Origin of the sequence: Massilia agrisoli (assembly GCF_020831365.1) — a bacterium.
Taxonomy (GTDB): Bacteria; Pseudomonadota; Gammaproteobacteria; order Burkholderiales; family Burkholderiaceae_D; genus Telluria_A; species Telluria_A agrisoli.
Genome location: NZ_JAJHPV010000009.1, coordinates 41,898 through 54,572, shown reverse-complemented (window position 1 = coordinate 54,572; position 12,675 = coordinate 41,898). Strand labels below are relative to the sequence as shown.

Annotated in this window: 12 protein-coding genes; 3 read left to right on the top strand and 9 right to left on the bottom strand. The window is 62.9% G+C overall.

Going from position 1 to position 12,675, the window contains the following annotated elements; genetic code table 11:
* Nucleotides 1-16: 16 nt before the first annotated feature.
* Together LMJ30_RS04680 and LMJ30_RS04675 are read left to right on the top strand one after the other, a co-directional pair.
* Nucleotides 17-1,099: a BMP family ABC transporter substrate-binding protein gene (locus LMJ30_RS04680; RefSeq protein WP_229431186.1), complete on the top strand. Its 1,083-nt coding sequence runs from the start codon at nt 17-19 to the stop codon at nt 1,097-1,099.
* Between the two features lie 223 nt (nt 1,100-1,322).
* On the top strand, nt 1,323-2,279 hold the full coding sequence (locus tag LMJ30_RS04675) for an NAD(P)H-dependent flavin oxidoreductase (RefSeq protein ID WP_229431185.1): 957 nt from the start codon (nt 1,323-1,325) through the stop codon (nt 2,277-2,279).
* Nucleotides 2,280-2,418: 139 nt separating this feature from the next.
* Here the strand turns inward: LMJ30_RS04675 and LMJ30_RS04670 are convergent, their stop codons facing one another.
* From LMJ30_RS04670 to LMJ30_RS04630, 9 genes are all read right to left on the bottom strand, one after another.
* On the bottom strand, nt 2,419-3,003 hold the full coding sequence (locus LMJ30_RS04670) for a hypoxanthine-guanine phosphoribosyltransferase (protein WP_229431520.1): 585 nt from the start codon (nt 3,001-3,003) through the stop codon (nt 2,419-2,421).
* 84 nt (nt 3,004-3,087) lie between these two features.
* Nucleotides 3,088-4,347: a phenylacetate--CoA ligase family protein gene (locus LMJ30_RS04665; RefSeq protein ID WP_229431184.1), complete on the bottom strand. Its 1,260-nt coding sequence runs from the start codon at nt 4,345-4,347 to the stop codon at nt 3,088-3,090.
* Nucleotides 4,344-4,697, bottom strand: a complete 354-nt coding sequence (locus LMJ30_RS04660; protein ID WP_229431183.1) for an MmcQ/YjbR family DNA-binding protein — start codon at nt 4,695-4,697, stop codon at nt 4,344-4,346. Before LMJ30_RS04660 ends, LMJ30_RS04665 begins: the two co-directional genes overlap by 4 nt.
* A 39-nt stretch (nt 4,698-4,736) precedes the next feature.
* Complete coding sequence (locus LMJ30_RS04655; protein ID WP_229431182.1) at nt 4,737-5,558, bottom strand: ABC transporter ATP-binding protein; 822 nt, start codon at nt 5,556-5,558, stop codon at nt 4,737-4,739.
* 63 nt (nt 5,559-5,621) lie between these two features.
* Nucleotides 5,622-6,923: an ABC transporter substrate-binding protein gene (locus tag LMJ30_RS04650; protein ID WP_229431181.1), complete on the bottom strand. Its 1,302-nt coding sequence runs from the start codon at nt 6,921-6,923 to the stop codon at nt 5,622-5,624.
* Nucleotides 6,924-6,984: 61 nt separating this feature from the next.
* Entirely contained in the window at nt 6,985-8,043 is a 1,059-nt protein-coding gene (locus LMJ30_RS04645) for a branched-chain amino acid ABC transporter permease (RefSeq protein ID WP_229431180.1), read from the bottom strand.
* Between the two features lies 1 nt (nt 8,044).
* Nucleotides 8,045-8,941 carry a branched-chain amino acid ABC transporter permease gene (locus LMJ30_RS04640; RefSeq protein ID WP_229431179.1) on the bottom strand — a complete coding sequence of 299 codons (897 nt, stop codon included), beginning with the start codon at nt 8,939-8,941 and terminating at the stop codon, nt 8,045-8,047.
* A 105-nt stretch (nt 8,942-9,046) separates the two neighbouring features.
* Entirely contained in the window at nt 9,047-9,859 is an 813-nt protein-coding gene (locus LMJ30_RS04635; protein WP_229431519.1) for an ABC transporter ATP-binding protein, read from the bottom strand.
* 14 nt (nt 9,860-9,873) lie between these two features.
* Complete coding sequence (locus LMJ30_RS04630; RefSeq protein ID WP_229431178.1) at nt 9,874-11,829, bottom strand: AMP-dependent synthetase/ligase; 1,956 nt, start codon at nt 11,827-11,829, stop codon at nt 9,874-9,876.
* A gap of 151 nt (nt 11,830-11,980) precedes the next feature.
* Between LMJ30_RS04630 and LMJ30_RS04625 the strand changes: the two genes are divergently transcribed.
* Nucleotides 11,981-12,667, top strand: coding sequence for a Crp/Fnr family transcriptional regulator (locus tag LMJ30_RS04625; protein ID WP_229431177.1), 687 nt, complete (start codon nt 11,981-11,983; stop codon nt 12,665-12,667).
* The last annotated feature ends 8 nt before the right edge of the window (nt 12,668-12,675 follow it).

Genomic DNA, 12,675 nt, shown 5'->3' with positions numbered 1-12,675 from the left:
TCACGATAGGAAAACCATGTCGAAATTCACGCTGCGCCGCGCCCTGTGCGCCGCAATCCTGCTGCCAGCCGCCGCGCTCTCCCAAGCTGCCCCAGCGCAAGCGCCGCTCAATGTCGGCTTTGTGTACGTGAGCCCGATCGGCGACCTTGGCTGGACCACCCAGCACGACATCGCGCGCAAGCAGATGGAAAAGAACCTGGCCGGCAAAGTCACCACCAAGTTCGTCGAAAACGTGCCCGAAAGCGCGGACGCCGAGCGCGTGATCCGCGACCTGGTGCAGCAGGGCAGCAAGCTGGTCATCACCACCTCGTTTGGCTACATGAACCCGACGCTGAAGGTCGCCAAGCAGTTCCCTAACGTGAAGTTCGTCCATGTCACCGGCTACAAGAACGCGCCGAACGTGGCCAACACCAACGCGCGCTTCTACGAAGGCCGCTACCTCGCCGGCATCCTGGCCGGCAAGATGAGCAAGTCGAACGTGGCCGGCTATGTGGCCGCCTTCCCGATTCCGGAAGTGCTGCAAGGCATCAACGCCTTCACGCTGGGCATGCGCAGCGTCAACCCGAAGGCACAGGTCAAGATCGTCTGGGTCAACAGCTGGTTCGATCCGGGCAAGGAACGCGACGCCACCCTGACCTTGCTGGGCCAGGGCGCCGACATCGTCACCCACCACACCGACTCGACCGCGGTAGTGCAGGCTGCCCAGGAAAAAGGCAAATACGCCATCGCCTACCACTCGGACATGGCCAAGTTCGGTCCTAAATCGCAGCTGGCAGCGGTCACCCACCACTGGGGCGACTACTACACCAAACAGGCCAGGATGGTCCTGGACGGCACCTGGAAGACCAGCAGCACCTGGGGCGGCATCAAGGACGGCATGGTCAAGCTCGAAGGCATCTCGGCGATCGTGCCGGCTGACGTGAAGAAGCTGGTGCAGGAGCGCGAGAAGGCACTGGTCGCAGGCACCCTGAACCCGTTCACCGGCCCGATCAAGGACAACACCGGCAAGGTTCGCCTGGCGACCGGCACCATCGACGATGCTGGCCTGAACAAGATGGATTACTTCGTTGAAGGCGTGCAGGGCAAGGTTGGCAAGTAAGTTAGTACTCACGTACCCAGCGTCGTTCCCGTGAAAACGGGACCCTATCCGGTACATGCATGCTTGAGGTGCAGTATGGATTCCCGCTTGCGCGGGAACGACGGCGGCGGCGGCGGTATTCCCGCCTCCGCTTTTTTTTATTTTAAAAACTAGCACGACCGTTCTTTTTTCGAACTATAATAAGTTCGCTGTCCCGATCAACTTTTGTCTGCGAGTTCCCGCCATGGCATTACCCGCCGCGTTACAACACCTCAGCCTTCCCGTCATCGCCTCGCCGATGTTCATCGCCAGCGGCCCGCAACTGGTCGCGGCGCAGTGCAAGGCCGGCATCGTCGGCGCTTTCCCGGCGCTCAATGCGCGTCCTGCGGCGCTGCTCGATACCTGGCTGACCGACCTGCAGAAGGAACTGGCTGACTTCCAGGAAGCCAATCCGGGCAAGCGGGTAGGGCCGATCGCGGTCAACCAGATCGTCCACCAGTCGAACGACCGGCTCGAGCACGACGTCGAGGTGTGCGTGCGCCACAAGGTACCCATCATCATTTCGTCGCTGCGCGCGCCGCCGAAGGAAATGCTGGACGCGGTGCACAGCTACGGCGGCATCGTGCTGCATGACGTAATCTCGATCCGCCACGCGCAAAAGGCGCTCGAGGCGGGCGTCGATGGCCTGATCCTGGTCGCTGCCGGCGCTGGCGGACATGCAGGCGCGCTGTCGCCGTTTGCGCTGGTCGGCGAAGTGCGCAAGTTCTTCGACGGTCCGCTGGCGCTGTCAGGCTCGATCGCCACCGGCGACGCGATTCTCGCGGCGCAGGCGATGGGCGCGGACCTGGCGTATATCGGATCGCGCTGGCTGGCCACCAAGGAATCGAATGTCAGCGACGAATACCGCAACGCGATCGTGGAATCGGCCGCCGCCGATATCGTGTACACCAATTTGTTCACCGGCGTGCACGGCAACTACCTGAAGAAATCGATCGTCAACGCGGGACTGGATCCGGACGCGCTGCCGGAGTCGGACAAGAGCAAGATGAGTTTTGGGTCGGGCAGCGCCAAAGCGTGGCGCGATATCTGGGGCGCGGGGCAGGGCGTCGGCTTGATGGATGACGTGCCGACCGTGGCCGAGATGGTGGAGCGCTTGAAGCGCGAATATGATGCGGCGCGCGGGCGGCTTGGCCTTAATTAAGTGAAAAGGGACGGCGATGCCGTCCCTTCTTGATGCATGCAGTTCGGCGGAGGCGCCCCTTTGGGGCTTGTCCGCCCTACGTGTCAGGCAAATCGTAGGGCGGACAAGCCCGAAGGGCGCCTCCGCCGAATTGACGTGATCAATCGCGCGGCGTCAGGTCTTCCTCGCGGATCGCCCACAGGCCCGGCAGGTTACGCCAGTAGCCATACACATCCATCCCGAAGCCAACCACGAACTTGTTCGGAATCGTCAGCCCGACGATGTCGGCCTGCACCGGCTTGGCCTTCTTCAGGTCCTTGTCCGCAAACACGGCCAGGATCACTTCCGCGGCGCCCATGTCCAGCAAGCGCTGCTTCACATGCGCCAGCGTTTCGCCTTCGTCGAGGATATCGTCGACCACGATAATGGTGCGGCCCTCGACGTTCGAACGCGGAATCACCTTCCACACCACCTGGCCGCCCTTGTCGTCGTCGCCGTAGCGGGTGACGTGGATGTAATCGAATTCGAGCGGGAAATCGAGCTGGGTCAGCAACTGGCCGGTGAAGACGACAGCGCCGCCCATCACGCCCAGCACCAGCGGGAATGCTTCGTCTTCGGGATTGCCGAAGCGCTCGTTAAGGGTGCCGGCAACGCGCGCGACGGCCGCCTTGACGGTGTCGGCGTCGAAGATCTCTTCGGCGTTCTTAATCAGGTCGCGCGCACGCTTGTAGTGGAAGTCTTGCATTGTGGTCATCGTAAAAGGGATACCCAGCAATTATCCTTCATATCCCCTGGACAGGCCGGACAGCAGTTGGTTTTCCGCCACAAGCTAGCTGTAGTCGCGTGCATCTTCAATGACCTTGCCGTCGGCCGGCAGCGATCCGGGCGGCGCGAACGCTACCTCGCCACGCAGCTTGGTCACGTCGCGGATCGACTCGACAATGGCCGCCGCCAGCGCTGGCGCTGCGTCGCCGGCCACTTCGCAGTGCAGCGTCATCGCATCGTTGGCCATGCGGCCCGATACCACCAGGCGCGCTTTCAGCACTTCCGGATGGCGGCGTACGATATTGTCCACTTGCGATGGATGCACGAACATCGCGCGCACCTTGGTGGTCTGGTCGGCGCGGCCCATCCAGCCTTTGATGCGGCTGTTGGTGCGCCCGCATTTCGATGGCGGCGCGTCGACCAGCAAGGCGGACATGTCGCCGGTGGCAAACCGGATCAGCGGATAGTCCGGGTTGAACGACGTGACCACGACCTCGCCCGTATCGCCCGGCGCTACCGGCTCGCCGCTGCCCGGCCGCACGATTTCGACGATCAGGTCTTCGTCGAGCACCATGCCGGGATTGACCACGCCATCGGTGGCGGTTTCGTAAGCAATGCTGCCGATATCGGCCGAGGCGTAGGTCTGGATCACGTTCGGTACGCCGTTTTCCTGGAACCAGGCGCGCAGCGATTGCGGCAGCGCTTCCGCGCCCATCACCGCATTGCGCACGCTGCTGATGTCCGCGCCCATCTCGCGCGCCTTCTCGATGATGATGCGCAGGAAGGAGGGCGTGCCCACGTAGGTATCGGGCTTGAGGTCGGCCATCGCCTGCACCTGCATCTCGGTTTGTCCGGCGCCAGCCGGGATGACCGCGCTGCCGATGCGGAAAGCGCCGCCTTCGACCATGAAGGCCGCCGGCGTGAAGTGATAGGAGAAGCAGTTCTGCAGCAGTCCGCCATCGCGCACGCCGCCCGCATACAGCGGCCGTGCGAAGCGCCACCAGTCCTGGCCGCGGCCCTCGGGGTCGAAGATCGGGCCGGGCGACACGAACACGCGCGACATCGCCGACAGCGGCGTGGCGTTCAGGCCGCCGAACGGCATCGGGTCTTTCTGCAGTGTTTTCAGGTCGGACTTGCGGGTGATCGGCAGCGTCGCCAGTGCGGCGCGGCTGTCGATCGAGGCCGGGTCGACCCCTTCCAGGATGCGCTGCCAGCCCGGCGCGCGCTTGGCCAGCGCGACCAGCTGCGGCAGGCGCGCCATCAGGTCGCGTTCGCGCACGGCGGGGTCGCGCGTTTCAAGCGCGTCGAGGGTATCGAAAGTCATGCCGGTTCTCCTATTTCGCGCTGGAGCTTTTTGGTCAGCTTGGCGAATACCAGTTCGTAAGAGCGGCGCAGCAGCGCCTCGGCTTCGGCGTCGCCAAGCGCCTTGCCGTCTTCGACGTAAACCCACTTTGCCCGCGCCAGGTAAGGTGCGGGGATAATGCCGGGGCGGTCGGTCAGCTCGAGAAAGCGTTCGTCGTCCACCTTGAAGCTCATGCCATTTGCCGGACTGTCGTTGTTGGTCACCGCGAACATCTTTTCGCCAACCGAGAACACCAGGTCGGCGCCCCACTTGATGTCTTCGGTGGCGCCGGGGAAGCTGCGGCACAGCGCCTTGGCACGCTCAAAATCCATAGTGCTTTCTTTCGTCGTCGTCTTTGATGATGGTATTTCTTACGCCAGCCAGCGTTTGCGGCGGCGGTAGAACTTCATGTCGCGGAAGCTCTTGCGTTCTGCGCCCGATACGCCGAGGTAGAACTCCTTGACGTCTTCGTTGTTGGCCAGTTCGCTCGCGTCGCCTTCCATGACCACCCGCCCGTTTTCGAGGATGTAGCCAAAGTCGGCATAGCGCAGCGCGACCGCCGTGTTCTGTTCGGCCAGCAGGAAGGACACGCCCTCCTTGTGGTTCAGGTCTTTCACGATGTCGAAGATCTCCTCGACGATCTGGGGTGCGATGCCCATCGACGGCTCGTCGAGCAGGATCATCGATGGCTTGGCCATCAGCGCGCGGCCGATGGCGCACATCTGCTGTTCGCCGCCCGAGGTATAGCCGGCCTGGCTGCTGCGGCGCTCCTTCAGGCGCGGGAAATACTGGTACACGGCGTCGAGCGAGTCTTTCAGCTGCGCGCGCGATACGGTTCGCGTGTAGGCGCCGGTCAGCAGGTTTTCTTCGATGGTCAGGTGGCCGAAGCAGTGGCGGCCTTCCATCACCTGCGACAGGCCGCGCTTGACCAGTTCGTTGGGGGTCAGCTGGTCCACCCGCTCGCCCTGGAACCGGACTTCGCCTTTGGTGACGTCGCCGCGTTCGCCGCGCAGCAAGGTCGAGATGGTTTTGAGCGTGGTCGATTTGCCGGCGCCGTTGGCGCCCAGCAGGGCCACGATTTTCCCTTTCGGTACCTGCAGCGACACGCCTTTCAGGACCAGGATCACGTGGTCGTAAATGACTTCGATGTTATTCACCGACAGGTAAGGCTGGCTGGCTGTGTCGTTCGTCATGGGCTTTTCACTTGTTCGTCAAACGCCCCGGCTGCACAAGCAGCCGGGGTGCGGTCGTGCTGCTTAGTTCAGGCAGGCCGGCGTGATGTTTTTCTCTTTGGCGTAAGCCGCCGAAGATTCTTCAACCAGCTTGCGGGTCAGCGCCTTGTCGCCCACCACCCAGTTCGGCGTGATGGCTTTCCACTTGGTGCCGTCCCACTGCTGGACCTTCACCGCACCCGAGCCTTCGTGGTCGTCGCAGCTGGTCTTCACGGTCGGGAACATGCCGAACGCGCCGAGCGCCTTCTGGCGTGCCTCGTCGATGTTCAGGTTTTCCAGGCCCCAGCGCACCTGCTCGCCGGTCATGGTCTTGCCCTTGCCGTACTTCTCCTGCGCCTTGCGGATGCCTTCGACCCACAGGATGCCCATCGTCATGCCGCGCATGTGGTACACGGAGCCGATGCGCTTCTGGTCGGCCAGGTTGCCGTTGCCGGCGGCGTAGACCTTCTTGCGGATCTCGTCGATGACAGGGTAGTTACCCGGCGTATTGAAGGTCATCGAGGTGTAGCCCTTGGCTGCATCGCCCGACGGGATGGTGTCTTCTTCCGAACCTGCCCACCACACGCCGAGGATCTTCTCGCGCGGGAAGCCGTTGCGCTGCGCGGTCTTGATCGCGACCGAGTTCATGACGCCCCAGCCCCACAGGATCACGTGGTCAGGCCTGGCCTGGCGGATCTGCAGCCACTGCGACTGCTGTTCGCTGCCCGGTGGCGCCACCGCAATCTTGATCAGTTCAAAGCCGTACTGCTTGGCCTGCGCTTCCAGAACCGGCAGCGGCTCTTTGCCGAATGCCGAGTCGTGGTACAGGTGGACGATCTTCTTGCCCTTGAGCTTTGCGTAGCCGCCGTTCTTGTCGGCCAGGTACTTGATCATCGCCGCGGCCTGGTTCCAGTAGCTGGTAATCAGCGGGAACACGTACGGGAAGACCTTGCCGTTGGCTGCATCGGAGCGGCCATAGCCGAGGGTCGTCATCGGGATTTTGTCCTGCGCGACGCGGTCAAGGATGCCGTACGCGATACCAGTCGACAGCGGCTCGACCAGCGTGGCGCCGCCCTCCTGGGTTTTCAGGCGCTCGTAGCACTCGACGCCGCGCGACGGGTTGTATTCGGTTTCGCACTCCTGCCACTTGATCTTGACGCCATTGACGCCGCCATTGGCGTTGACCAGGTTGAAGTAGTCGATCGCGCCGCCGTAGAAGCCGGAGCCGCCGGCCGCATAAGGGCCCACGCGGTAGGAAGGCAGCGCGACGAACTGGTCGGCGGCGCTTACCTGGTTGAAGGCGCCTGTCAGCGCGGCGCACAGCAAGAGCTTGGTGGTCAATTTCATTTTTGTCGTCTCCTAAGGTCCGTAAAAAGCTACCGTTTTGTATTGCGTCCGTGCGGCCCGGTTAGTGCGGGAAGGGCCACAGGCGCAATTTTTCTTTACCTACTTGCCACAAGCGCGCGAGGCCATGCGGCTCCACGATCAGGAAAAATATGATCAACGCGCCAAACACCATCAACTCCAGGTTCGATGCCACCGATGTCGGCAAGGCCAGGCCGTGCGCAACGATGTTGAGGAAAACCGGCAGCAGCACAATGAAGGCGGCGCCAAGGAAGGACCCGAGGATCGATCCGACGCCGCCGATGATGATCATGAACAGGATGCGGAACGACAGGTCGAGGTTGTAGGCCTCCGGTTCCACCGTGCCGAGATAGGCGTAGGCATACAGCGCGCCAGCCACGCCGCAGTAGAACGAGCTGACCGCGAACGCCAGCAGCTTGGTGCGCATTGGACGGAAGCCGATGACTTCCGCCGCCACGTCCATGTCGCGCACCGCCATCCAGGACCGCCCGACGTTCGAGCGCACCATGTTCTTGGCCAGCAGCGCCATCAGCGCCACGATGGCCAGCACCAGCATGTATTTGCTGGCCGGGGTGTCGAAGGCGTAGCCGAAGATGTTGATCTGCTGCGCGGTAATCACGCCCGAGCTGCTGTAGTTGGTCAGGTAGGGGATCTTGGTCAGGCACCAGACCACGAAGAACTGCGTGGCCAGGGTCGATGCGGCCAGGTAGAACCCGCGGATGCGCAGCGACGGCAGGCCGAAGGCGATGCCGACCATGGCCGCGCACAGGCCGCCCAGCACGAAGGCAAGCAGCATCGGAATGCCCGGAATGCGCGCGACGAAGTTCCACGACGCGAAGGCGCCGACCGCCATGAAGGCCGCGGTACCGAGCGACAGCTGGCCGCAGTAGCCGGTCAAAATGTTCAGGCCCAGCGCGGCCAGGGAGAAGATCAGGAACGGAATCAGGATCGCCGACAGCACATAGGGCGAGGCGAACATCGGCACGACCAGCAGCGCCGCGGCCACCAGCGCGAGCATGGCGACGCGGTCCTGGCGGATCGGGAATACCTGTCCGTCCGACTGGTAGGTGGTTTTAAACTGCCCGGCTTCACGGTAGAACATCTCAAATCCTCCGGATGATTTTTTCGCCGAACAGCCCTTCAGGGCGAACCAGCAGGAACAGCAGCGCAAGCACGTAAGGGAACCAGCCCTCGATACCGCCGCCGACGTAAGGCCCGAGGTAGACCTCGGCCAGTTTTTCGGAGGCGCCGATGATCAGGCCGCCGACGATGGCGCCCGGCACCGATGTAAAGCCGCCGAGGATCAGTACCGGGAGTGCTTTGAGTGCGATAAAGGTCAGCGCGAACTGCACGCCGTTGCGGGCGCCCCAGAGCATGCCCGCCACCAGCGCGACCAGTCCGGCCACGCCCCACAACACAGCCCAGATGCGCTGCAGCGGGATACCCACGGCAAGCGCCGCCTGGTGGTCGTCGGCGACGGCGCGCAGGGCGCGGCCGACCTTGGTCTTCGAGAACAGCAGCGCGAGGGCGGTCACCAGCACGGCGCAGATGGCGGCGGCCGTCATGTCGAAGTTGGACACCAGGATGTTGTAGTTATCCATCAGGTAGGCGTTCGGTATGTCTTCGATCGGCAGGTCCAGCTTGCGCACCTGCGAACCCCAGATCAGCTGCGCCAGGCCTTCGATGAAGAAGGCCAGGCCAATGGTGGCCATGAACAGCGTGATTTCGGGCTGGTTGACGAGCGGGCGCAGCACGATGCGTTCGATGCCGATACCGAGCAGGATCATCACCGCGATGGTGGCCGGGACGGCGATCCACAGCGACACGCCGAACTTGTCGATGATGCCGACGCAGGTCAGCGCCGCGAAGAACACCATCGCGCCCTGGGCGAAGTTGAATACGCCGGACGCCTTGTAGATCAGGACGAAGCCGATGGCCACCAGCGCATACATCACGCCGGAGAGCAGGCCGCCGAGAAGCACCTCGATAAAGAAACTCATTTTATAACCCTCGAACCTGTAAGACCGTCGTTCCCGCGAAAGCGAGAACCTATACTTCGCGGCCAGAGTTTTTCAGCATAGGTTCCCGCCTGCGCGGGAACGACGTTAATGTGCCACTCCAAGATAAGCATTGATGACGTTCTGGTTGTTGCGGACCTCGTCCGGCGTGCCGTCGCCGATCTTCTTGCCATAATCGAGCACCACGACGCGGTCCGAAATATCCATCACCACTCCCATGTCGTGCTCGATCAGCACGATGGTGGTCCCGAACTGGTCGTTCACATCGAGGATGAAGCGGCACATGTCCTGCTTTTCCTCGACGTTCATGCCCGCCATCGGTTCGTCAAGCAGCAGGATTTCCGGCTCGGCCGCCAGCGCCCGTCCCAGCTCGACGCGCTTTTGCAGGCCATACGGCAGGCGTCCCACCGGCGTCTTGCGGATCGCCTGGATCTCCAGGAAGTCGATGATCTCCTCGACCTTCTCGCGGTGGGCGATTTCCTCGCGCCGGGCCGGGCCGAGGTACAGGGCCTGCATCAGGAAGTTCGACTTCATCTTCAGGTTACGGCCGGTCATGATGTTGTCGAGGACCGTCATGCCCTTGAACAGCGCGATGTTCTGGAAGGTGCGCGCCACGCCGGCCTTGGCGGCGGCGTAGCAGTCCATGTTCTTGCGGTGCGCGCCGCGCAGCACGATTTCGCCCTGCTGCGGGCGGTACACGCCGTTGATCACGTTGAGCATCGAGCTTTTACCGGCCCCGTTAGGCCCGATGATCGCGCGGATCTCGTGCTGCTTCACATCGAAGGAGATGTCGGTCAGCGCCTTGACGCCGCCGAAGGCCAGCGAGATGTTCTTCAGGTCGAGGATGACGGGCCCGATCAGGCGCGTGGCGCCCTGTGCGCCAATCTCGTTCATGTTCATGGTTTCGGTCTCCGTCACGCTGCGCGCTCCATCGATGGGAAGGTCTTGGCGTCGACAATGCGCAGGTCGGCGCTGACCACGCCAGTGCGGCCGTCCTCGAACTTGACCTGCGTGCTGATGAACTGGCTGGCCTTGTCGCTGTACAGCGCGTCGATCAGCACCGCGTACTTCTCGGCGATGAACTTGCGGCGTACCTTGCGGGTGCGGGTCAGTTCGTCATCGTCGGGATCGAGTTCCTTGTGCAGGATCAGGAAGCGATGGATCTGGGTATCGCCCATCATCGCTTCGCTGGCCAGGTCGGCATTGACCTTTTCGACGCAATCGCGGATCAGCTCATACGCCTGCGGGTGCGCCGCCAGGTCCGTATAGCCCGAGTACGAGATGTTGCGGCGTTCGGCCCAGTTGCCGACTGCTTCCATGTCGATGTTGATGAAGGCGCAGACACGGTCGCGCCCATTGCCGAAGGCGACTGCCTCTTTGATGTACGGGAAGAACTTGAGCTTGTTCTCGATGTAGTTCGGCGCGAAGATGGCGCCGCCGTTCATCTTGCCCACATCGGCCGCGCGGTCGATGATCTTCAGGTGGCCGTCGGCGTCGAAGATGCCGGCGTCGCCGGTGTGGAAGTAGCCATTCGCATCGATCACTTCGGCCGTCGCGTCTGGACGCTTGAAGTAGCCGTCCATCGTCGCGGCGGAGCGCACCAGCACTTCGCCATTGTCGGCCAGCTTGACCTCAACCCCTGGCGCCGCCACGCCGACGCTGTCGAACTTGATGTTCCCGTCAGGCTGCAGGCACACGTAGGCGCAGGTTTCGGTCGAGCCATACAGCTGCTTGAGGTTGACGCCGATCGAGCGGTAGAAGCGGAACAGGTCCGGGCCGATCGCCGCGCCAGCCGTGTAGGCCACGCGGATGCGCGACATGCCCAGCACGTTGCGCAGCGGCCCATACACCAGCAGCTTGCCGACCGCGTACTTGATCCTGTCGCTGGCCGCTACCGGTTTGCCGTCGAGGATATCGGCGCCGCAGCGCTTGGCCACGTCCATAAAGTAGTGGAACATGCGGCGCTTGATGGCGCCCGCGTCCTCCATGCGGATCATCACGGTCGTCAGCATGTTCTCGAACACGCGCGGCGGGGCAAAGTAGTAGGTCGGCCCGATTTCGCGCAGGTCGGTCAGCACGGTGTCGCCCGATTCGGGGCAGTTGACGGTGAAACCCGCTACCATCGCCTGCGCCAGCGAGAACAGGCAGTCGCCCACCCACGCCATCGGCAGGTAGGACAAGATGTCTTCGCGGTCGGTCAGCTTGTCGAATCCGACGCCGCCAATGCCAGCCGCGATCAGCGAGGTATGCGACTGCACCACGCCTTTCGGCTTGCCGGTGGTGCCGGAGGTGTACAGGATGATCGCCGGGTCGCTGCCACGGCCCGCTTCCACCTGCGCTTCGAAGAAGCCAGGGTTGGCCTGGTCGAAGGCGCGCCCGAGCTTGGCCAGTTCGGCCATCGACAGCAGTCCCGCGTGGCTGTAGTGGCGCATGCCGCGCTCGTCCTCGTAGGCGATGTTCGCGATCAGCGGGCAAAGCGACTTCAGTTCGAGCAGCTTGTCGACCTGCTCCTGGTCTTCGACCATCGCGAAGGCGACTTCGGCGTCATTGAGCACATAGGCCATGTCGGCAGCCGGCGCGTCCTGGTACAGCGGCACCGGAACGCCGCCGAGGCTTTGCGCCGCCAGCATCGCCCAGTACAGGCGCGGACGGTTGTCGCCGATGATGGCCAGGTTCATGCCGCGCTTGAAGCCGATCGACGCCAGTCCGCACGCCATCGCGCGCACTTCGGCGTTCACCTCAAGCCAGTTCCAGGTCTGCCAGATGCCCAGGTATTTTTCACGATATGCAGGCCGCGTTGGGCGGGACTGGGCGTGCGCCAGCAGCCGCCGCGGAAAAGTCTGCAGTTGCGATCCGTCGGGTGTATCCACCGCGTGTCTCCTTCTCTTGTAACGTCATTCCCGGCGCGCAAAAGGATTTGCATGGCAGGATGCGTTTTTGTGTGATGATATTAGCTTGCGTTTCAATCCTGCGTTGTCATTTGGATGACAATTGCGCGACTTTCGATGCTGCGACGCACAAATGGACAATCAAGTACAAACACTGACAGAACACCTCCGGGCCACCATCTGGGCACGTTGCCTTACGGCTGCACAGATGAAACGGGTCGAGACCGACACTTTCGAGCAATTTGTCCCGAAGGGCGGATTCGTCTGCCGCAAGGGCGAGCCAATGGAAAGCTGGACCGGCATCATCGACGGGCTGGTGAAGATGAACAATTTTTCGCCGGCCGGAAAAAGCGTGACCTTTACCGGCGTGCCGGCGGGCGGCTGGTTCGGCGAGGGTTCCCTGCTCAAGGACGACCGCCGCAAGTACGACGTGATCGCGCTGCGCGATACGCGGGTGGCGCAGATGCCGCGCGCGACCTTCGAGTGGCTGCTGGAAACCAGCCTGCCGTTCACGCGCTTCCTTTTGATGCAGCTCAACGAGCGCCTCGGCCAGTTCATCGGCCTGGTCGAGACCGACCGCCTGCTGAACGTCGACACGCGCGTGGCGCGCTGCCTGGCGTCGATGTTCAACTCCCACCTGTATCCGGGCATCGAGAAGGTGGTGCAGATTTCGCAGGAAGAGATCGGCTACCTGTCGGGCGCCTCGCGCCAGAGCGCCAACCAGGCGCTGCAGCTGCTGGAGAAGGAAGGGCTGGTGCGCATCGATTACGGCGGCATCCGCGTGCTCGACGTCGAAGGCCTGCGCCAGTTCGAGACTTAGGCGCCCGT

What these genes read in the sequence shown, in the direction of transcription:
- LMJ30_RS04680 (WP_229431186.1), top strand. Translation starts at nt 17, where the DNA reads ATGTCGAAATTCACGCTGCGCCGCGCCCTGTGCGCCGCAATCCTGCTG.
- LMJ30_RS04675 (WP_229431185.1), top strand. Translation starts at nt 1,323, where the DNA reads ATGGCATTACCCGCCGCGTTACAACACCTCAGCCTTCCCGTCATCGCC.
- LMJ30_RS04670 (WP_229431520.1), bottom strand. Translation starts at nt 3,003, where the DNA reads ATGCAAGACTTCCACTACAAGCGTGCGCGCGACCTGATTAAGAACGCC.
- LMJ30_RS04665 (WP_229431184.1), bottom strand. Translation starts at nt 4,347, where the DNA reads ATGACTTTCGATACCCTCGACGCGCTTGAAACGCGCGACCCCGCCGTG.
- LMJ30_RS04660 (WP_229431183.1), bottom strand. Translation starts at nt 4,697, where the DNA reads ATGGATTTTGAGCGTGCCAAGGCGCTGTGCCGCAGCTTCCCCGGCGCC.
- LMJ30_RS04655 (WP_229431182.1), bottom strand. Translation starts at nt 5,558, where the DNA reads ATGACGAACGACACAGCCAGCCAGCCTTACCTGTCGGTGAATAACATC.
- LMJ30_RS04650 (WP_229431181.1), bottom strand. Translation starts at nt 6,923, where the DNA reads ATGAAATTGACCACCAAGCTCTTGCTGTGCGCCGCGCTGACAGGCGCC.
- LMJ30_RS04645 (WP_229431180.1), bottom strand. Translation starts at nt 8,043, where the DNA reads ATGTTCTACCGTGAAGCCGGGCAGTTTAAAACCACCTACCAGTCGGAC.
- LMJ30_RS04640 (WP_229431179.1), bottom strand. Translation starts at nt 8,941, where the DNA reads ATGAGTTTCTTTATCGAGGTGCTTCTCGGCGGCCTGCTCTCCGGCGTG.
- LMJ30_RS04635 (WP_229431519.1), bottom strand. Translation starts at nt 9,859, where the DNA reads ATGAACATGAACGAGATTGGCGCACAGGGCGCCACGCGCCTGATCGGG.
- LMJ30_RS04625 (WP_229431177.1), top strand. Translation starts at nt 11,981, where the DNA reads ATGGACAATCAAGTACAAACACTGACAGAACACCTCCGGGCCACCATC.